Source organism: Alishewanella agri BL06, assembly GCF_000272005.1.
Classification (GTDB): domain Bacteria; phylum Pseudomonadota; class Gammaproteobacteria; order Enterobacterales; family Alteromonadaceae; genus Alishewanella; species Alishewanella agri.
In genome coordinates, this window is the sequence record NZ_AKKU01000026.1 from 238,327 (window position 1) to 257,010 (window position 18,684).

Below are 18,684 nucleotides of genomic sequence, written 5' to 3' on the forward strand. Positions count from 1 at the left end.
TAACGTACAGATGGCAAGTGTCAGGTTGCGACTCCGGTACGGCAAGCATACCGGAGTCGGGGGCCGAGCATAGCGGAGTCGGGGGCCGGGAGCTGCATTGGGTCTGGCGTATTAAGCTATCTGAAGATCCGTGCATCAAAACTAAATTCAAGTTTTTCGGCTTTGGCGAGGATAGCAGGTAGCAGCGGATGCCGTGGATTGATCAGGTAGTTACGATCTCGCGGCGAAATACTTGAGGGGACCTGGAGTGCGGCGAACTCGGGGTTTTCGGCGTTAAGAAATTGATCGCCAATCAGTTGCGTCTGTTCCGGCGCCGGTATTGCCCGCCAGTTAGGTGGCAGAACTGAATTGTCCAACGGGATAATCAGCTCGTCGGGTAACTCAATGCGGTAAAGATCGTATTGCTGAATCACCTCAGGGTCGTGATTAAGGTGTACAAAAACTTCCAGGATACAAAGCGATTCAGATGCAGCGAAATACAGCGCCGCTGTGCCTTTTGAGTTCCAGCGCCCGCCAAATAATTTTGCGCCTTGCGGATTGAAGGGCGCCTCGGCGAACTTTTTTTGGGTCAGCCGGTACAGTTGCATCAAGAAAACACGCCGTGTTCGAGCCGGCCGATTAACTCTTTAACCGTTTCAAAATCGACAGTGGTCGCAATCATATCTAAGGGCCGCTTGCCATTCAGGCCATACACACTTTCACGTAACCAGGCGAGAGCGCGTTGTTCATTGCCAAAAAGCTCGGTCGCTAGTTTGATCAGCAGCGCCAGGCGGTACATAACGTCACTTTCCTGAGTGTTGAAACGTTCTCCATTTTTCAGGCGGCGCTTAATCGTGCTGATTGGGATCAGGGTAACATGGTGAAACTCGGTTTGTGACAACCGGGCTTTCGCCAGAATGTTACGATAGACCTCTGGTTTAAAGCCTTGATGAATAGCGACATTTTTTGACGTTGCCTCATCTTCTATACCAAGGCTATACCAAAAATTCGGTTGGTACAGCGGTGTGGGTTTAAAGCTTTTCACTGCGCTGACAGTCATCATTGAGCCCTTTTTGGTTCATATGGCCTTTTAAAGATAGCCCATATGGGCCAGTAGTGCAATTTTTAATGATTATCCCCCTTGCTTTTATACTGTGCGCCACCTAGTATAGGTAACTGTGTGGCGCACAGTATGCGATACACAGTATCAGGAGCAAAAGATGACGCAATCGCAACTGGACAAAATTCGGCTGGAACTGCGCCGCGGGGTGCTGGTTTTGGCGGTGCTGGCGTCGCTGAAAGAGGCGCATTATGGCTATTCGCTGCGCAAACAACTTAACGACAACGGTATTGAGATTGATGAAGGCACCCTGTATCCGCTGATCCGCCGTCTGGCAGAGCAGGGGTTACTCGACAGTGAATGGCAGCAAGGCGAAGGGCGGGAGCGGCGTTATTACCAGCTGTCTGCCAGCGGCCACAGCTTGCTTGGGCAGTTAACCGATGAATGGCAACAGCTTAATGGCGCCCTGAGTAACTTACTGGGTGTAAAGCCAGAGGAGACAGCATAATGGATTTAGTAACACGTTATATTGCTGCGGTGCAGCGCGAGTTACCCGAGGATAAACGCGATGAAATTGGCCGTGAACTGAATGCCAATATCCGCGATCAGCTGGATGCGCTGACGGAGCAAAAAGGTGAGCTTAGCGACGACGACAGTGCTGCCGTGCTGCTACAAATGGGGCATCCACGTGATGTAGCCCAGCAATTTGTGCCGCCGCAGCCGTTAATCAGCTTAAGTTATATGCCGGTGTACCGCTATACCCTGTATATGGTGCTGGGGATTTTGTTTGTCCTGCAAATTATCGCCAGTACCAGCGCCTGGTTGCACAGTCAGTTTGGTTTGCTGCTGTATCTGAAAAGCATTGCCAGTGGCTTTATCGGCGATGCCTGTCTGGCGTTTACTGCGATTACTGTGACCTATATGTTGTTATCGCGGGAGCCGACTGCAGCGGCTAAAGCAACACCGAACTGGCATCCGCGGCAGTTACCGGCGGTGGGGCCGGGCTGGCAGACGATTTCGCTGCAGAATATTTTTACCGATCTTGGCACCTATGCCTTTTTGTTGGTGATGATCTGGTATCCGCTTTGGTTTACCCCTGAGCAGTTGGAGGCGCAGCGTATCAGTCTGGCTGAACCGGCACGGCAGTTTCTCACCTGGTGTACACCGGTGTTGCTGGCCGGCATAGTGCTGAATATCGGGCAACTAAAACAACGCTTCTGGAATCGCCCGCTGCTGATCGCGAATGTGACGCTAAATAGCGCGCTGGTGCTGATTTTGCTGTATCTGGCTGTCAGTGGGCCGTTACTGGAGATCAACATGGCAGCCTTGCCCTATGTTTTTGAATGGGATTCTCTGCAGCGCACCATAGTGGTAACGCTGTTGATTACTGCCTGTTTTCCGGGATATGAATTGGTACGGGATCTGCTGCGGTTAAAGCGTCTGGCCAGAGCCTAAATATCCTGCGAGGAGCAGAGGCTGAATGCAGGTTCAGCCTCTGGCTTGTTAGTTAGTGCTACCGGTGTTGCTTAATACTGCCGGCTACGTTTGTTATCACGCACCAGCCACCAAATCAGGTAACCCAGGATCACCAGGGGTAATACGGTGAATAACAAAGTCAGGCCGATACCAATGACCGCACCGACCAGACCAATTAATAAGCCAAAGATGGTCGCAGCAATAGCGATTAAGCTTGGTAAGCAGTAAATACCCACGGCGACTAATAAAATAATAACGATTGTTCTGTTCATACTAAGATCCTTTTGTTCGAGCTATTGATTCAGGTTAGCTTAAGGTAATCAAACAGTATGCCAATAATATAGTTGTTAAATATCAATTGTTTAAGTTGTGCCATTTATCGCTGTAGAGATTTTAGACCACCTGCCTTAGCGAATTTAACCAATTAGTAGTGAAAATCTTTATCAGAGCAGGCAGTCAGTCAGCGGCAGGGCCAGCATCTGCGTTTGTGATGGCGGTAAAGTCTGGGCTGTTATGGTAAAAATAAAAACGGGCTGCAGTAAGCAGCCCGTTCCGGAGGTTGTAGGATGGTACTGTCAGAGCTTGTTAATCTGCTCTTTTAGCTGATAGGACTTGTCGGTAACAATACTCTCCAAAGTGCCCACCCGTTCCTTCAGTTTGGCAATTTCTGCCTGTAAGGCTTCGATATCAGCCTTGCCGGCTTTGCCTTTGGTTTTCATATGCGTTTCGTAGGCTGCGTAACCCAGGCCACCAATAATGGCGATAGCGGCAATTTCAAATGGACCCATTATTATCTCCTTGCTGTTTTTTTTGTAAGGAAAAGCAAGCACGATGCCATTATTTTAAGCTACTGATTAATATCAGATTGCTTTATATTCTGTGATAGTGCTTAGTGTAATATTCAAATATTTAGTCAGTTTAAACATAGTCTAGTGGTAAAATTGGCCAAAGAAAGTGAATTTTTGTAAGGCTTTATGACAGACGAACAGTGGATGCGCCATGCCATGCTACTGGCGCAGCGGGCGGAACAACTGGGTGAAGTGCCGGTTGGGGCGGTATTGGTCAAAGATCAGCAGATCGTTGCTGAAGGTTGGAACCAGATGATTAGCCTGAATGATCCCTCAGCGCATGCTGAGATGCTGGCAATTCGTCAGGCCGGCCAGAAGTTAGCCAATTACCGGCTGTTAGACTGCACGCTCTATGTCACGCTGGAGCCCTGCAGTATGTGTGCCGGGGTATTAGTACATAGCCGGATCGCACGCTTGGTATTCGGTGCCAGTGACTATAAGACGGGGGCGGCTGGCTCTGTACTGGATTTGGTGCGGTATCCGCAGTTTAATCATCAGCTTGAGGTCACGTCAGGGGTGTTAGCAGAGGAGTGTGCTACCATGCTGTCGGCGTTTTTTCAGCGCCGGCGGGCAGAGAAAAAACAGCTCAAACAGCAGGGGATTCAGCCAGATGCCGAAAGTAAGTTAAAAAACACCGACGGCGGTGATGTACTTTTTTAATCTGCAAATTACGCTTAATGCGGCGGCGGCTGGATGCCACATCCAACATCCGGCGGCGACGTTTTAACGCCGGCTTTTTCTTTTTTAGCATAGATTTATCCTGTTGTTTACCATGTTGTGAATAATATGGGCAGGGCCGGCGGGCTGCAAGCACCCCGGATGAATTTATTGTGACAGGGGCGGCGCGTCAGCAACTTGCTCCGTCTGTTCGACCAGTCGTTGCCGTTGTTGTTCCAGCTTTTGTTCCAGTTGTTGCCGCTCGTCTACTCCTACCAGGGTATCGTAATAGCGACGGATATTTTCAACATAGAGCGCGGCTTCATCGCCACGGGCAAAACCAAAGCGGGTATGTTGATACACCGATTTTTTGCGTAGCAGCGGTAAGCGTTGTTTTACTTCCAGCCATTTATCCGGATCGGCACCATCACGCTGCGTCAGACGACGGGCATCTTCCAGATGGCCCCAGCCAATATTGTACGACGCCAGGGCAAACCAAAGCCGGTCCGGCATCGGGATCCGCTCCGGAATACGGGTTAACAGCATTTGCAGATAACGGCTACCACCGTCGATACTCTGCTCAGGGTCAATACGGCTTTGTACGCCCATCTGCTGCGCGGTTGGCATGGTTAGCATCATCAGGCCACGCACCCCGGTGGGGCTGCGGGCTTTCGGATTCCAGTGCGATTCCTGATAACTCAAGGCGGCCAGTAAACGCCAATCCAGCTCACCGGCATACTCCATAAACCAGGATTTAAATTTTGGCAGCGTATCGTCAATGGCGCGGATAAAACGGATGGTATCGACGTAATCGAACTGTTCTACATGGCCAAAATACCGATCTTCCAGCGTCACCAAATCGCCGTTTTGATACACGTGGCCAAAGTATTCGATTAGCACGCTAAACAGGCTGTCGTCCAGGGTTTTGGGCAGTAACCAGCCCACCGGTAAGTTTTCGCTGACGGTAAAGCCAATCGTCAGCTGTGGGAATAAACGGCGGTTAACTGCCAGCTGATTAGAGTCTGTCAGCGTATAGTTGATACTGCCATCGACCACTTTTTGCAGTAGCTCGTCGGCATCCAGCTCCGGATCTTCCTGATAGCTCAGCCCCGGAATCTCTGCACTGAGTCGTTTCAGGGTTTCCGCATGGCTACTGTGAGCGGAGACAATCACTGGCTCAGTCAGGTCGGTTAATTGTTGCGGCCAGTTGTTGCCCTGGCGAAACACCAGCAGTTCGTTAATCCAGCGGTAGGCTGGCGCCGCCCGGAATTTTTGGGTGCGCTCCGGGGTGAGTGTCAGGCCGCCGGCAATAAAATCAACCTGACCATTTTTCAGCTTGGTTTGTAAATCATCTAAATCGAAGCTGGGGAACAGTTGCAGTTCAACGCCTAAGCGGTCGGCCAGCCCCTTAGCCAACTCATACTCAAAGCCGGTAGGGCCATCGACACCAATATAGTAACTGGTCGGGCCATGCAGGATGCCAACCCGTAATTGACCGCGCTGATAAATGTCAGCCAGCTGATTTGTTTGCTCTGGCAATGGCTTAGAGCAGGCCAGTAACAGCAAGCTCAGGCAAAGCACAGACCATAATCGCAGCATAATCAGTTCCGGTTGAGACGACTTTGCGATGTTACCGCAAACTTCTTGGCGGGAGCCAGACTTTTCACATATCACTTAGCGCGAATTTTCTTTATAATGTGGCGCCTTTTTAGGTTCCACTGTCGTTCAACCAACGGAAAATAGCCTATGTTGATCCTGCGTGGTGCACCTGCACTGTCCGAATTCCGAATTCAAAAGTTACTCGATCTTTGTGCCCAGCAAAATTTACCGGTTAACGGTATCTATGCCGAATATATGCATTTTGCTGATTTATCGGCACCACTTAGCAGCGAACAGCGCCAGGTGCTGGATCAACTGTTAACCTACGGCCCGAGCATTGCCAGCCACCAACCCAGCGGTTTGTTGCTGTTAGTGACACCACGCCCCGGCACTATTTCTCCCTGGTCTTCCAAAGCCACCGACATTGCCCGCAACTGTAACCTGCCAACGGTAAAACGCTTAGAGCGTGGTATTGCCTATTATGTTGACGCCGTAGCCTTAACTGCGGCTCAGCAGCAACAACTGGCCAGCCTGTTACATGATCGGATGATGGAAGCGGTGTTTACCGAGTTGGAGCAGGCTGCCGCGCTGTTTGCGCAGGCCGAGCCGGGTACTTTAAGCTCGGTGGATATTCTAAGCGGTGGCCGTGCGGCGCTGGAACAGGCCAACCAGACGATGGGTCTGGCCTTAGCCGATGATGAAATTGATTATCTGGTCAGCAATTTTCAGCAGCTCGGTCGCAACCCGAACGACATTGAACTCTATATGTTTGCGCAGGCCAACTCTGAGCACTGCCGGCACAAGATTTTTAACGCCGACTGGACCATCGATGGCGTAAAACAGCCTAAATCGCTGTTTAAAATGATTAAAAATACCTTCGAGCAAACACCGGATTATGTGTTATCAGCCTATAAAGATAATGCTGCGGTGATGGTTGGCTCTGAAGCCGGTCGTTTCTTCCCGACGCCGGATGGCCGCGAGTATCAGTATCATCATGAGCCAATCCATGTGCTGATGAAGGTCGAAACCCATAACCACCCCACGGCGATTTCGCCTTATCCGGGCGCGGCAACCGGCTCGGGCGGCGAAATCCGTGACGAGGGTGCCACCGGCGTGGGCTCTAAGCCCAAAGCGGGCTTAGTGGGTTTCTCGGTGTCTAACCTGCGTATTCCGGGCTTTGTCCAGCCATGGGAAAGTGATTTTGGTAAGCCGGAGCGCATTGTTACCGCACTGGACATTATGCTGGAAGGCCCACTGGGTGGCGCCGCCTTTAACAACGAATTTGGTCGTCCGGCGATCAACGGTTATTTCCGTACCTACGAAGAAAAGGTGCACAGCCATAACGGCGAAGAAGTTCGTGGTTACCATAAGCCGATTATGATTGCCGGTGGTCTGGGTAATATCCGCGAAGAGCATGTCCAAAAAGGCGATTTGCCGGTGGGTGCCAAGCTGGTGGTATTAGGCGGCCCGGCGATGAATATCGGTCTTGGCGGTGGTGCGGCGTCTTCGATGGCGTCAGGCCAGTCGAATGAAGATCTGGACTTTGCTTCGGTACAGCGCGATAACCCGGAAATTGAACGCCGTTGTCAGGAAGTGATTGACCGCTGCTGGCAGCTGGGCCAGGACAACCCTATCGTCTTTATTCATGACGTTGGTGCCGGCGGTTTATCGAATGCCTTCCCGGAGCTGGTAAACGACGGCGGTGTTGGTGGTAAGTTCGAGCTGCGTAATGTACCGAATGATGAGCCTGGCATGTCGCCGCTGCAAATCTGGTGTAACGAATCGCAGGAGCGTTATGTGATGGCGATCCCGGCCGACAAAATGCCGGTATTCGAAGCCATTTGTAAACGTGAACGTGCCCCTTATGCGGTAGTGGGTGAAGCCACCGCCGAACAGCATTTAACGCTGAGCGACAGCTACTTTGGCAATACGCCGATTGATCTGCCGTTAAACGTGTTACTGGGCAAGGCGCCAAAAATGCACCGCGAAGTGCAAAGCTTAAAAGCGCCGGCTAAGCCTTTAGACCGCTCTGCTATTACGCTTGCCGATGCGGCTGAGCGTTTATTACGCTTGCCGACCATTGCCGAGAAAACCTTCCTGGTAACCATTGGTGATCGTACGGTAACGGGTTTGGTTGCGCGCGATCAGATGGTGGGCCCCTGGCAGGTGCCGGTGGCGAACTGTGGTGTTACTGCGGCCAGTTATGATACCTACCATGGCGAAGCGATGGCGATGGGTGAGCGGACGCCGGTTGCCTTGCTGGACTTTGCTGCCTCAGCCCGTCTGGCCGTAGCGGAAGCGATTACCAATATTGCTGCCACAGATATTGGCGACTTAAACCGGATTAAACTTTCTGCCAACTGGATGGCCGCCGCCGGTCACCCGGGCGAAGATGCCGGTTTATATGCGGCAGTAAAAGCGGTCGGCGAAGAGCTGTGTCCGGCACTAAAAGTGACGATCCCGGTGGGCAAAGACTCGATGTCAATGAAAACCCGCTGGCAACAGGATGGTGAAGATAAGGCCGTTACCGCGCCTATGTCGCTGATTATCACCGCCTTTGCCCGGGTAGAAGATATCCGTAAAACCGTGACGCCACAGCTGCGCACGGATAAAGGTGCCAGCTCCCTGTTGTTAATTGATCTGGGGCAGGGCGCTAACCGCTTAGGCGGCTCGTGTTTAGCTCAGGTGTATAAGCAACTGGGCGATCAGCCTGCTGATCTGGATAGCCCACAGCTACTGATTAACTTCTTTAATGCCATGCAGCAGCTGACGCGCGAGCAGAAATTGCTGGCCTACCATGATCGCTCGGACGGTGGTTTATTTGTCACCCTGGCCGAGATGGCCTTTGCCGGTAAAGCCGGTATCGCCGCCGATATCAGCGCTCTGGGTAGCGATGCGCTGGCGGCGTTATTCAGCGAAGAGCTGGGTGCGGTGCTGCAGGTTGCCGACAGGGAACTGGCTTATGTCCAGCAGGTGCTGGCAACACATAACCTGGCAGACTTAAGTCATGTTGTAGGTAAAGTTGAACAAAGCGATCGTTTTGTGATCAGCCAGCAGGGCACAGTGGTATTTAACGATAGCCGCAGCCGTCTGCGCACCGTCTGGGCCGAAACGACTTATCAGATGCAGAGCCTGCGCGATAACCCGGCGGGCGCCAAGCAGGAGTTTGACGCCAAGGCCGATCAGCTGGATCCGGGCTTGCACGCCAAACTGACCTTTGATCCGAATGCCGATATTGCCGCGCCGATGATTTTAAAAGGCGCTGCACCCAGGATCGCGATTCTGCGCGAGCAGGGCGTTAACTCGCAGCTGGAAATGGCCGCTGCCTTTAACCGTGCCGGCTTTAGCGCCGTTGACGTGCATATGAGCGATATTCTGAGCGGTCAGGTGTCGTTAAAAGACTTTAACGGTTTAGCAGCCTGTGGTGGCTTCTCTTACGGTGACGTGTTAGGGGCCGGTGAAGGCTGGGCCAAGTCAGTGCTGTTTAACGAGCAGGCACGCAAAGAGTTCCAGACCTTCTTTGAACGGCAATCTACCTTTGCGCTGGGTGTTTGTAACGGTTGTCAGATGATGTCGAATCTGAAGAGTCTGATCCCGGGGGCTGATTTATGGCCACACTTTGTGCGCAATAAATCTGAGCGTTTTGAAGCCCGCTTCAGCCTGGTAGAAGTGCAGCAAAGCCCGTCGCTGTTCTTTAGCGGTATGGCTGGCTCGCGGATGCCGATTGCGGTATCGCACGGTGAAGGTCATGCCGAGTTTGCCTCTCAAGCTGCCTTTGCGGCTGCCAACCAAAGCGGCACTGTGGCACTGCGTTTTGTTGATAACTATGGTCAGGTTACCGAGCAGTATCCGGCAAACCCGAATGGTTCAGTGGCCGGTATTACCGCGCTGACTACTACCGATGGCCGGGTCACCATTATGATGCCACACCCGGAGCGGGTATTCCGCACCGTGGCCAATTCCTGGCATCCGGATGACTGGCAGGAAGACAGCCCCTGGATGCGGATGTTCCGCAATGCCCGGGTCTGGTTAGGTTAATTCCTAACACCACCCAATAAAAAACCTGCTGCGGCAGGTTTTTTATTGGGTGCTTTTCCCGTTGTCACGAACTAGCTATCACGGCATCACTACTGGTTTTTTTCTTCCACGAACAAGGAGCGGATCCAACCAAAACCGATATTAACGAGCCCAGCCAGGGTGTCTGCCTTTGCCGAGGGTTCCGCCTGATTAATCGCAGTTGGCGACTGCGTCTGAGATTGCTTGGCATTGTTGATCGCGCCGTCAAAGAAATCATCGGCGCCTTGTTGGGCGCTGTAAGTGCTACAGGCGCTAATCATTAAGCTAAAGGCAACGGCAGCTATAGTGGTGATTTTTTTGGTGTTGTGCAAACTTAATCCTTGTCAGTAAATAGTCGCGCATTGTTAAATTATTAGGGCAATTTGTCCAGGGTGTTGACTATCGTATCTGCTGCGACGTGCTCGCCCAGCAGCTCTGCCAGAAGGCGTAACTGCAGGTCGATGTCTCCATAATATAGAGTGGTGGTCCATTTATTCAGCTTAGGATCATGCGGTACGATGATGTATTCATATGGAAAGCGGTTCAACTCTCTACTGCTTGGGACTCGCTGAATGGTCAGTGGGCCAAGCTGCCGGCGTAGTTTGATCTTCTCCGCTACCAGCTCGGCTCTTTGTCGATCTGTTGTTTCTTGATTGAAATACTGTCTCGCCTGAGCAGCATTAAAAGCGCCAAGTTTGTGTATTTGGTCAAGCCCGGATAAATCACCGCTATGGTAGTCGATAATAAGTTGCAGCACGGGTTCACTGGCCGGGATAACTAACATTACCCTGCTATCGTTAAACGCCACCTCAGCTTGGGTGTTAGTGGTCATAATGTAACATACCAAAATGCAGGCAAAGGCTGTTGTTAGTTTTTTCATTCTGAACTCTGCTAGTGATAGATAAAAAACCCTAAAACCCGGGAAAACAGGTTTTAGTGCGTAATTAACGTCTATAAAGTGATGTGAATTTTTTTGGCAGATAACAAAACTCAGCCTTAACACTCCGTTACAGGCTGTTTGTCAGCATCTGATTAAGATCCCGGTCACCCGCGCGCGGACTTATCGATACGCAGCCGGTTGATGCATTACACTGCTGACCTCTAATCCTAAACATACTACCGTGCACATAGAGCCCGGTGCGTTTTAGTTGATGTACCATATTTGATAACATCGACTCGGTTTTGAAATCACGGCCAATCACCTGAATCACTTCAATATCATAAGCCTCCTGCAATTCTGCGACTTGCTCAATGTTATCAGGTTGCTTTGATAGCAATGCGATGCTTTGCTGTAAATACGGGCGGGACTCGTGATGGCCAACTCTTACCAGCTGTTTAAAGAGGTTAGCGGCGCCGCTGATGTCCTGATTTGCAATTTCTCCGGTCAGTTGCAAACGTGCCAGCAAAAATACCGCATCAAGCAGCTGCTTTTCACTGGCGGCTTGCAGTAATGTCAGCCCTTCTTGTTGAATAGCAGGATCCGGACTGGCGAGTTTCGGCAACGCGGTTTTATAAAGCGCCGGGGCATAACCGGCTTTCACCGCACTTTGTAACAATTCAGCGGCTTTGGCCGGGTCGGCTTCAACTACAAATCCCTGCCGATACCATTCTGACAGCAAAAATAATGCCGGCGGATGGCGCCGGTTAACGGCGCGGTTTAGCATCTGTAACGCCCGCTTTGGATCCGCTTCGCGGCCATCACCGGTGGCATAGATCATACTGAGTAAGGTAGCAGCTTCCAGACTGCCGTAACGAGCCAGATAATGTAACTGCTTGATATCCTTTTCACAGCGTCCATCCAGGCATGCTAGTTTAACCGTATTGGCAGATTGAACATGGGCTTGCGCTGGTACCAAACTGATCCCGCTTAACAGTAAACTGCTCAGAAATAAAGTGGCCAGCTTCATCGATTCATCCTGAAATATCGTGAGAGTACTTTCAGCCTAGTACCTGAAAATTAAACTTTAAATTATCATTTTGTTCACAAATTTTCACTTGTCGTACCAACAGGGAAAAGTTTTACGCAGTATTTTGCTTGCCTGAAAGGGCTTCACTAAGGTGGTAGCAGTCTTGAGCAAGGCTGGTCTGGTTTAGACCGTCGCCTGTTGTTGCGCAAGAGCGGCTTGGGATAAAAAACATTGCCGGGCCTGATTACGGCCTTGTTCTTTCGCCTCATAGAGCAGTTGATCGGCCTGATGCATCAGTTGGCCACTTTGATAGCCGCTGGCCGGATAGTTTAGGGTGACAATACCGATCGACGCTGTGACTACTGCAAAGGGCGAGTTCTGATGAGGGATGGCTAAGGCTGCCAGCTTGTCAGGTAATTGCAACAAAGAGCTGGGTATATCAGCGCTATGTTGTTCAACCAGAATAAACTCTTCGCCGCCAAAACGTACCACCAGCAGCTTAGGATCGGCAGAGAGCAGCCGGGATAGGCGTACCAAAACCAGATCACCATCCAGATGACCATAGAAGTCGTTGTAGCGTTTAAAGTAATCGATATCCAACAACCCCAGGGATAATTGCTGATCTGCCGGCAACTGCTGGAGTTTTTGCTGCAGGCGTTGTTCGAAGCTACGCCGGTTAAGCAAACCGGTTAATTGATCGGTTTCGGCTTTTTGTTGTTCCAGCCTTACCGTTTTAAACTGGCTGCGTAACAAGCGGTCGAATTGCCGCTGCCAGCTCAGGCAAAGCAAGGTTGTTACCACCAGATAAAAGACGGACCAGCCGGTATCAATAGCAGTGCAATATTTCAGGAATAACACTGCGGCGGCCAGTTGTAACCACAATAAGATTTTTTGTTGTAAGTTAAAAATCGGAATGGCGGCAATGGCGAAAGCCACGACCATAGGGCCACCTTCACCTAATTTGCCGTAGTAGAGTGATGAACCATAAAAAGTGATACTTAATAATAAGATAACCAGGGCTGAGATCCCAAGCCAACCCTGTAACCACTGCTCAGCGTTGAGTGTTTTATTCGCCAGAGCATAAAGTAAAATCAGGCCGGCCGCTGTATAGCGTGACAGATTACCCAGGCTGTACCAGCTGTCGCCAACCAGAATATCTGTGATCGAAAACAACAGCATTAATGCCACACAGACTAATGCCAGCCGCTGCGCAATATGGCGGGTACTGGCAACCAGATACAGCCGGAATTCCGCCTCGCTGGCCGGGTCCAGATAGGATAAAGATGGAAAATAGTTTTTAATCAGCTGCATAAGCAAAAGTACCCTGAGTTGCACTAAGCTTAGCAGCTAAAATTGGACCTAGAGCAAACCTTTTAGAAAAGCCACTACGCTGCGTCCGAGCGCACTTAAGGCATAACCGCCTTCCAGCATGGCGACGATACGGCCCTGGCAGTGTTTGTCGGCCAGTTGTTTAAGTTCAGTGGCAATCCACTGGTAGTCTTCTTCGCGCAACATAAAATGCGCCATCTCGTCTTCGGCATGGCCGTCAAAGCCGGCGGAGATTAAAATCAGCTGTGGCGCAAAACGATCAATAGCGGGTAGCCAGTGCTGTTTTACCTGTTCCCGCCAGGCGGTGCCGCGACAGCCACCGGCCAGTGGCAGATTGATAATATGTTCGTTATTTGTCTCAGCGCCAGTGTAGGGATACAGCGGATGTTCAAACGAGGAGCAAAATAGCACCCGTGGTTCATGTTGAAAGATATCCTCGGTACCGTTGCCATGATGTACGTCAAAATCGACGATGGCAATTCGGCTGAGCTGGTACTGGTTCAAGGCGTGCTCGGCCGCGATCGCAATATTATTTAGCAGGCAAAAACCCATTGCCTGCTCACGCGTTGCATGGTGGCCAGGCGGGCGTACCGCACAAAATGCCTGTTCATTAGTGCCCGCCATTACCTGATCGACGGCATTGATCCCGCTACCAGCAGCATGCAGGGCCGCGTTCAGGCTTTTGGGCCCCATCACGGTGTCAGGATCGAGCCAGATATGGCCTTCTCGTGGCGCTTTGGCAAACAGCTCGTCAACATAAAGTTTGCCATGTGCCAGATATAGCGCTTCTTTTGTGGCCGGGCTGGCGTCGCGCTGCATCACCACATACTCCATACCAGAGCGGATCAGCTGGTCATTAATGGCCGATAAGCGCTCCGGACATTCCGGATGGTCAACGCCATTTTCATGGTAATAACAGCTGGGGTGGCTGAAAATAGTAATAGGCATCAGCACTCTCCTGCCGGGGTTAAATCCAGTTTTAAAAAGGCTTCAGAGGGCTCGTCACTGCGCAGGCGCACAAAGCCGGCGTTTTCAAATACTCTGAGCATAGGTTTGTTTTCTGCCCGTACATAGGCCTGCATTGAGCTTAAGCCACGAATACGGGCCACATTGATCATTTCTGCCAGCAGCCGTTTGGCCATGCCTTTGCCCTGAAATTTTTCGCGGGTGACAAAGGCAACTTCGCAGCTATTCTGGCTTTCAATCAGGTAATAACGGCCGACGGCCTGAATTTCCACCACTGAGCCTTTTTGCTTAACGATACACAGCGCCAGATCTTTCGATTGATCGACGCTAACCAAAGTACAGGACTTCTCGCGGCTCATTTGCGTCGGCACGGAGTTGTAGCGCATTTGCAGTGTTTCTTTGGTGTGGGAGTAGAAAAACTCCTGCAAACGCCGCTCATCTGACGGATTAAGCGGGCGTAAATCAAAGCTTTCGCCGTTAACGGTCAGCTCTTTAAAACCCACAGGTCCCAGCTCCGGCACTTCGACCGGGGTTTGTACCTGATAATGCGGTACCCAATAATGCTTGCGCACTTCAGCTAACAGCTGATTACGGAACTTTGGATGGGCGACCCGGATCAGTTCCAGCGCCCGCTCGCGGATACTTTTGCCGCGCAGTGAGGCGACGCCAAATTCAGTGACCACATAATGCACATGTGCGCGGCTGGTGACCACGCCGGCGCCTTCCCGGATATGCGGCACGATCCGGGAAATTGAGCCGCTTTTGGCGGTAGAGGGCAGGGCAATAATGGGTTTACCACCGTTACTCATTGAGGCGCCGCGGCTAAAGTCAACCTGACCACCGACGCCACTATAAAACTGATGACCGATTGAATCTGACACCACCTGCCCGGTCAGATCCACTTCGATGGCACTGTTAATTGAGACCATGCGCTCGTTGCGGGCAATGTTGCTGGGCGAATTGACATACTCACTGGGATAGAAGCCGATATGCGGGTTTTGATGCACAAAGTCGTACAGCTGTTTGGTGCCGATACAAAAACTGGTGACGCTTTTACCGGGATGAAAGGTTTTACGCCTGTTATTGATTACGCCTTTTTTAATCAGTTCCAGTACACCGTCGGTCATCAGTTCAGTATGCAGCCCCAGATCTTTATGATTACTCAGGTAGCGGGTGACGGCTTCGCAAATTTTACCAACGCCGAGTTGGATGGTGGCGCCATCTTCAACCAGCAGAGAAACATACTGGCCGATCCGCTCGGTGCGCGGATCCAGCTCAGTCGGTTGCACTTCCGGCAGGGCCTGCTCGGCATAAAAAAAGGCGTCGATATCCTCTTTATGGATAAAAGACTGGCCGTAAGTGATGGGCATCGCCGGATTAACCTGCGCAATCACTGTTTTTGCAGCTTTGGCAGCGGCCGCAATCACATCGACGGCGACGCCCAACGAATGATAACCGTGCTCATCGGCCGGGCTGACCATAATCAGGGCGGCATCCAGCGGTAGGACGCCGTCGGTAAACAGCGCCGGAATATCGGTCATAAAGCAGGGCGTATAATCCGCACGACCTTCGGCGACGGCCTGACGCACAGTGTTGCCACCAATAAAAAAAGTATTCACTTTAAAGCGGTGTTGGAATTCCGGTCTGGCCCATTTGTTGTCAGACAGGGTGACCAGCTGCACGATTTCGATATCGTGCAGGCTTTTCGCGTTAGCAATCAGATCATCGATCAGCAGCGTTGGCACTGCGGCATGGGAACCGATAAAAATCCGGTTACCGGATTTGAGTAACTGTTGCCAGTTCAGATTGGAGACAGGGCTTGGCATAGCGACTCCGGCTATTGAACATTCTTTGACACTCTAATCCAGAAGCCGGAGCGGGGAAAGCCCCGACTTTGGTCGGAGCGCCCTGAAAAATACCGTCAACACCGAAATGTTGACGGCAAAGGGCAAGATAAAACTTACAGTGTCCAGCGCAGGCCGATCATCGCCACCAGTGGGTCGATGGCGACATCGACGCTTTGCACCGTGTTGCCATTCACCCGGACATGCGCCTTGGTGTCGATATCGATTTTGCTGATCATCAGGTGGACACCCAGGTTATCAGCCAGTTTGATATTGACGCCGGCTTGCGCCGCCAGGCCCCAGGAGTTTTTCAGTTTAATACTAACCGGGTCATTAGCGCCGGCTGCACCCAGTGCGACTAGTGTCGTTTTCAGTTCCTGGTCGGCTTCGGTGTTAAAGAAGTTGGTATAGTTCACGCCCAGCCCCAGAAATGGCTGAATATTGCTATTGCCGACATCAAAATAGTATTGGCCTAACAGCGTCGGGGGTAAATGTTTGGTTTTACCAATTTTCAGGCCGTCGATAGCGCCATCGCCACTGATTTTATGGCTAAAAGGCGTGGCCGCAATTAACTGTACACCCCAATTTTGCGTTAGCTTGTAGTCGAAAGTCAGGCCGAGCTGTGTATTGCTATTGACCTTAACGCCGGTCGAACCGGCGGGTAAACCGGCAACGGTCTCTACCACATTCAGGTTGCCGCTACTGTCGTCTGGCATCACGCTAATGGCACCAACGTTGACCGAAAATTCAGCCATGGCCGGTGCAGCCAATAAACCTAAACCCAGAGTAACTGCAGATAACATGGTTTTCATTTGATTCTCCCATTGAGTAGTTGCCGCCATTTTGCGCGTTGCAGCGACATTTACTTTGGGCTGGATCAAAAAAGCCCGCTCAGTTGCGGGCCTTTTGTCAGAAGTATTGTTCCATATCAACAAAGAGGTAGGGCGTGTTGACGTTTGCTGCTTGTTTTTGCAGCCGTTTGGCTGGTGTTTATACAAGGCAGAGCTTGTGATGTGTAGTTATTCTACATGAACAAGCGATAACGCAGTAGAAACGCCAGCCAAACGCTGCCCGAAGGGTTCGCGCTGGCGGTGCTTTGCTCTTTGGGGCCTGCATGGATGCAGGTCAGGGGCGAGAGCAGGACGCGGTAGCTTCACTCGTCACTTATTTAGAATAACTAAACTGCGTTCCTCGTTTCGCGATCAAAGCACCGCCAGTGCGAACAAAATCTGAGCAGCAAACGTCAACACGCCCTAGCACGATGTTACTGCATTTGCTCGCGCCGCGACTCAAATCTGGCTGAGCGTTCCGAGACTGAACGCTGTGCCTGGGCAGGGCGCTGCTCGGCTGCAGGTCTTGATACGGTCTGCATCCGTTGTTCAGCCTGAGGGCGTTGGTATTGAACCCGTTGCGGCTCTGGCTGTGGCCGGCTGACGGGTTGTACCCGCTGCTCAGGTTGTTGACGCTGATACTGTACCCGCTGCGTCTCTGGTTGTGGCCGGCTGACGGGTTGTACCCGCTGCTCAGGTTGCTGGCGCTGATACTGCACGCGTTGCGTCTCTGGCTGTGGCCGGCTGACAGGTTGTACCCGCTGCTCAGGTTGCTGGCGCTGATACTGCACGCGTTGCGTCTCTGGTTGCGGCCGGCTGACCGGCTGCACCTGTTGCTCAGGGCGTTGCCGCTGATACTGTACCCGCTCGGTTTCGCGTTGTGGCCGCTGCGGCCGTTGTGCTGTCTCCGCTGGCTGGATCGGCTGGATCCGTTGCTCGTTTTCTGCCCACTGCTCAGCTATCCGGCCGCGTGGTGCCGGTTCAGGCCGGTTGCTTTGTTCAAACCGCTGTGGTCGCTGTTCTGTGTTACGTTCAGCATATTGCTGCTGGCGGTTTGATGGCCGCAGATTGCTGTCTCTGGGAATAAAGCGATCTGACTGTGGCCGCTGCGCTTGTTGCCGCTCTGCCCGCCACTGTTCGCGGCTTCTTTGGTTATAGCGGTCATCATAGTTACGTGGCCGGTCAGGACGATGCTGATAGTCGGGTTTATCCCGCAAATAGCTGTGCCGGTAGTGCACACCACGCCGGTGGTATTGGTCATGACTCCAGCGTGGCGCATCATGGAAGTGATGGCGTCTTGGATAATAACGCGGCGGTTTGTGATAGTAATGGTGATGTACTATGACATGATGGCGATGCCAGTCGAAGATACTGAAATAAAAAGACGGACGGATCCGGAAACCCGAGCTCCAGTAAAAACTGACCTGACTGCGATAGCCATGGGGCTCATACCAGTATACCGGTGGATAGGCTGGCCACCACCAGTTACCATACACTACACGGGTGTCATAATAAGGTACATAAATGACTTCGCGGCGGGCCGGCTCTATCACGATAACTTCGCGTTCCCGTTCGACCACCACATGCTCCATCTTATTTAGCGTGCCCTGAGCATAGGCACGCTGGCGCAGACGCTGAATACTGGCCATTAATCCCGGTTCATCGGCCAGAAAGGTTTCGCCTAGCCGTTGAGTCCAATCCAGGTCGTCATTTAAACGCTGGATTAATTGTGGAAACGCGACCAGTGCCTGCACGCTGGGATCCCAATCCTGACTCTGGGCAGCATCCACAGCATCCTCACCGGCTAAATTGGGATTTTGCTCTAACCAACGCGCGGCCTGCACAATCTCCAATGGATAGGTTGAGGCAATTAACACATGGGTTAGCACTGAATCCGGATAGAGGGCAATCGGTGCCAGCATCTGGTCCAGCTCGGCCTCGGTATTGCTGCTGGTACGGCTTTGCGCCTGGCTGGCGCATGCCGTCAGTAACAGTAGCAGCGCCGCCAGCAGTAATTGCGAAATCTGACGTTGTATCGACATAGCGTACTCCTTACTACTGGCGGGATCTGGTGGTTTCCAGCTGCCGGCAGCGGTGTGGACATTAAGTATACAACTTATAGGCTGGTGGGGC

17 protein-coding genes are annotated in these 18,684 nt (G+C 51.8%); 4 read left to right on the forward strand and 13 right to left on the reverse strand.

Annotated elements, in window-relative coordinates; genetic code table 11:
• Nucleotides 1–116: 116 nt before the first annotated feature.
• Nucleotides 117–587: an RES family NAD+ phosphorylase gene (locus AGRI_RS14725; RefSeq protein ID WP_008985675.1), complete on the reverse strand. Its 471-nt coding sequence runs from the start codon at nt 585–587 to the stop codon at nt 117–119.
• Nucleotides 587–1,042 (reverse strand): type II RES/Xre toxin-antitoxin system antitoxin, encoded by a 456-nt coding sequence (gene parS, locus AGRI_RS14730; RefSeq protein ID WP_008985676.1) that lies wholly within the window; start codon nt 1,040–1,042, stop codon nt 587–589. Before parS ends, AGRI_RS14725 begins: the two co-directional genes overlap by 1 nt.
• A 157-nt stretch (nt 1,043–1,199) precedes the next feature.
• Here parS and AGRI_RS14735 point away from each other — a divergent pair, with 157 nt between their 5' ends.
• Both AGRI_RS14735 and AGRI_RS14740 read left to right on the forward strand, forming a co-directional pair.
• Nucleotides 1,200–1,547 carry a PadR family transcriptional regulator gene (locus AGRI_RS14735; protein ID WP_008608924.1) on the forward strand — a complete coding sequence of 116 codons (348 nt, stop codon included), beginning with the start codon at nt 1,200–1,202 and terminating at the stop codon, nt 1,545–1,547.
• A complete protein-coding gene (locus tag AGRI_RS14740; RefSeq protein ID WP_008985677.1) occupies nt 1,547–2,494 on the forward strand; it encodes an HAAS signaling domain-containing protein in 948 nt (315 codons plus the stop codon). Before AGRI_RS14735 ends, AGRI_RS14740 begins: the two co-directional genes overlap by 1 nt.
• Before the next feature lie 71 nt (nt 2,495–2,565).
• Here the strand turns inward: AGRI_RS14740 and AGRI_RS14745 are convergent, their stop codons facing one another.
• Together AGRI_RS14745 and AGRI_RS14750 are read right to left on the reverse strand one after the other, a co-directional pair.
• The gene (locus AGRI_RS14745; protein ID WP_008949994.1) at nt 2,566–2,787 is read right to left on the reverse strand and encodes a hypothetical protein; all 222 of its coding nucleotides are present in this window, start codon (nt 2,785–2,787) and stop codon (nt 2,566–2,568) included.
• 303 nt (nt 2,788–3,090) lie between these two features.
• Nucleotides 3,091–3,303 (reverse strand): coiled-coil domain-containing protein, encoded by a 213-nt coding sequence (locus tag AGRI_RS14750; RefSeq protein ID WP_008608921.1) that lies wholly within the window; start codon nt 3,301–3,303, stop codon nt 3,091–3,093.
• A 186-nt stretch (nt 3,304–3,489) separates the two neighbouring features.
• Between AGRI_RS14750 and tadA the strand changes: the two genes are divergently transcribed.
• Entirely contained in the window at nt 3,490–4,023 is a 534-nt protein-coding gene (gene tadA / locus AGRI_RS14755) for a tRNA adenosine(34) deaminase TadA (protein ID WP_008985678.1), read from the forward strand.
• Between the two features lie 165 nt (nt 4,024–4,188).
• Here tadA and mltF read toward each other — a convergent pair whose 3' ends face one another.
• Nucleotides 4,189–5,619, reverse strand: a complete 1,431-nt coding sequence (gene mltF, locus AGRI_RS14760; protein ID WP_008985679.1) for a membrane-bound lytic murein transglycosylase MltF — start codon at nt 5,617–5,619, stop codon at nt 4,189–4,191.
• A 147-nt stretch (nt 5,620–5,766) separates the two neighbouring features.
• Between mltF and purL the strand changes: the two genes are divergently transcribed.
• Nucleotides 5,767–9,657, forward strand: coding sequence for a phosphoribosylformylglycinamidine synthase (purL, locus tag AGRI_RS14765; RefSeq protein WP_008985680.1), 3,891 nt, complete (start codon nt 5,767–5,769; stop codon nt 9,655–9,657).
• A gap of 89 nt (nt 9,658–9,746) precedes the next feature.
• On the opposite strand, the gene AGRI_RS14770 is transcribed toward purL, so the two are convergent.
• The 8 genes from AGRI_RS14770 to AGRI_RS14805 form a co-directional block, all read right to left on the reverse strand.
• Nucleotides 9,747–10,007, reverse strand: a complete 261-nt coding sequence (locus AGRI_RS14770) for a hypothetical protein (protein WP_008985681.1) — start codon at nt 10,005–10,007, stop codon at nt 9,747–9,749.
• Between the two features lie 41 nt (nt 10,008–10,048).
• Nucleotides 10,049–10,555, reverse strand: coding sequence for a hypothetical protein (locus tag AGRI_RS14775; protein ID WP_008985682.1), 507 nt, complete (start codon nt 10,553–10,555; stop codon nt 10,049–10,051).
• Nucleotides 10,556–10,682: 127 nt separating this feature from the next.
• Entirely contained in the window at nt 10,683–11,582 is a 900-nt protein-coding gene (locus AGRI_RS16245; protein ID WP_008985683.1) for a tetratricopeptide repeat protein, read from the reverse strand.
• A gap of 183 nt (nt 11,583–11,765) precedes the next feature.
• Nucleotides 11,766–12,893, reverse strand: a complete 1,128-nt coding sequence (locus tag AGRI_RS14785) for a diguanylate cyclase domain-containing protein (RefSeq protein WP_008985684.1) — start codon at nt 12,891–12,893, stop codon at nt 11,766–11,768.
• A 48-nt stretch (nt 12,894–12,941) separates the two neighbouring features.
• Nucleotides 12,942–13,859 carry a histone deacetylase family protein gene (locus AGRI_RS14790; protein WP_008985685.1) on the reverse strand — a complete coding sequence of 306 codons (918 nt, stop codon included), beginning with the start codon at nt 13,857–13,859 and terminating at the stop codon, nt 12,942–12,944.
• Nucleotides 13,859–15,703 (reverse strand): bifunctional acetyl-CoA hydrolase/transferase family protein/GNAT family N-acetyltransferase, encoded by a 1,845-nt coding sequence (locus tag AGRI_RS14795; protein ID WP_008985686.1) that lies wholly within the window; start codon nt 15,701–15,703, stop codon nt 13,859–13,861. Before AGRI_RS14795 ends, AGRI_RS14790 begins: the two co-directional genes overlap by 1 nt.
• 134 nt (nt 15,704–15,837) lie before the next feature.
• Nucleotides 15,838–16,533, reverse strand: coding sequence for an OmpW/AlkL family protein (locus tag AGRI_RS14800; protein ID WP_008985687.1), 696 nt, complete (start codon nt 16,531–16,533; stop codon nt 15,838–15,840).
• A 452-nt stretch (nt 16,534–16,985) separates the two neighbouring features.
• A complete protein-coding gene (locus tag AGRI_RS14805) occupies nt 16,986–18,593 on the reverse strand; it encodes a DUF3300 domain-containing protein (protein WP_008985688.1) in 1,608 nt (535 codons plus the stop codon).
• Nucleotides 18,594–18,684 lie beyond the last annotated feature (91 nt).